The organism is Spirosoma daeguense (assembly GCF_054776875.1).
The window spans coordinates 1-1,431 of record NZ_BAAHBF010000028.1 but is presented as its reverse complement, the minus strand read 5'-3'; the positions used below and the strand labels follow the sequence as shown (position 1 = coordinate 1,431).

Sequence of the window (1,431 nt, the reverse complement as noted above, 5' to 3'; positions counted from 1 at the left end):
GGATCAATTCATAAAGTTGTGGAGGGCGTTGTATTTTTCTAGGTTTGTGGGATTAATCAACCTCAGTGGTTTTGGAGAGTTTCTTACCTATCATTCAGTTTCTGCTGCCCGAGTTCATTCTGGAAAATTTCGAATTAACATCCATTGACCGACAGAACGATCTATTTCAAATACATATCGAAGAGAAAAATGCGGATCAAGACGATCCAGAACGAAAAAATCTGCTATCCAAGGGCTTCTTCCCTACCATCACCGTTCAGGACTTCCCCATTCGTGGTCATCAAGTGTTCCTGCACATTAAACGCCGTCGCTGGCTCAATACCAAAACGGGAAAAGTCGTTTATCGAGACTGGACTCAGGTAGCGGATGGAACGCGGATGACCAGTGAGTTTTCCGCTTTTTTAAAACAAATCAGTCGATACCAACCCGACTAGCGTCCACTCTATTGGCGGTTTTTATGGGGTTGATGGCCGAGCCTTATGGCGTCACTACCGGGATTGTCAAAGTGGCTTTTCTGATTGGAATCAACGAGCCCACGCTAAAGACTGGTTGCTGTATCCACAAAATTTGGGTATGCACCTTTCGCTCGATGAAACCAGTCTGTCACAGGGGGAGCTCTATACGATTTTGACCAATAAAGCCGCCAAAGGGGGCAAGGGTAGTATCGTGGCGATTGTGGCTGGAACGAAGGCTGAAGCGGTGATTCAGATCCTGCGACAACTGCCACAAAGACAGCGCCATAAAGTCACTGAGATTACTCTAGACATGGCGGGTAATATGGCCCTGATTGCTAAAAAATGTTTCCCTCAGGCTACCCAGGTGACTGATCGTTTCCATGTGCAACAACTCGCTCTGGAGGCTGTTCAGGACATGCGCATCCAGTATCGCTGGCAAGCCCTGGATGCCGAGAATGACGCCCTTGAGCAGGCAAAGCTTAGCCAGATCGACTATCAATCCGAAGTGCTTTCTAATGGTGATACGGTGAAACAACTGCTGGCTCGTAGCCGCTATGTACTCTATAAAAAGCCCACCGATTGGACGCCCAGTCAGCAAGAGCGAGCAGAGTTGCTTTTCGAACGGTATCCTGATCTGAAGAAAGCCTATGAGTTAAGCCAGTCGTTGAGCCACATTTTTGAGAACACCACCGACAAACTTTACGGCTTAGGGCGGTTGGCTAAATGGCATGAAAAAGTACGGCAGGCTGGTTTCAAGGCATTCAACACGGTGGCCCGCTCCATCCAGAATCACTACGAAACGATTCTGAATTACTTTGATAACCGATCTACCAATGCGTCGGCCGAGTCGTTCAATGCCAAGATCAAAGCCTTCAGGGGTCAATTTCGAGGGGTTCGCAATGTGGAGTTTTTCCTCTACCGGCTGACTCAGTTATATGCTTAATCCAAGATGCTCCACAACTTTTGACCTTGATCC

At 47.7% G+C, this 1,431-nt stretch carries 2 protein-coding genes; both read left to right on the top strand.

The window, feature by feature from the left end; all coding sequences use genetic code 11:
- The first annotated feature begins 71 nt into the window (after positions 1-71).
- Positions 72-434, top strand: coding sequence for an ISAon1 family transposase N-terminal region protein (locus tag ACYVD4_RS31965; RefSeq protein WP_460952516.1), 363 nt, complete (start codon positions 72-74; stop codon positions 432-434).
- Between the two features lie 10 nt (positions 435-444).
- Positions 445-1,398 carry an ISAon1 family transposase gene (locus tag ACYVD4_RS31960; protein ID WP_460952518.1) on the top strand — a complete coding sequence of 318 codons (954 nt, stop codon included), beginning with the start codon at positions 445-447 and terminating at the stop codon, positions 1,396-1,398.
- Positions 1,399-1,431: the final 33 nt, after the last annotated feature.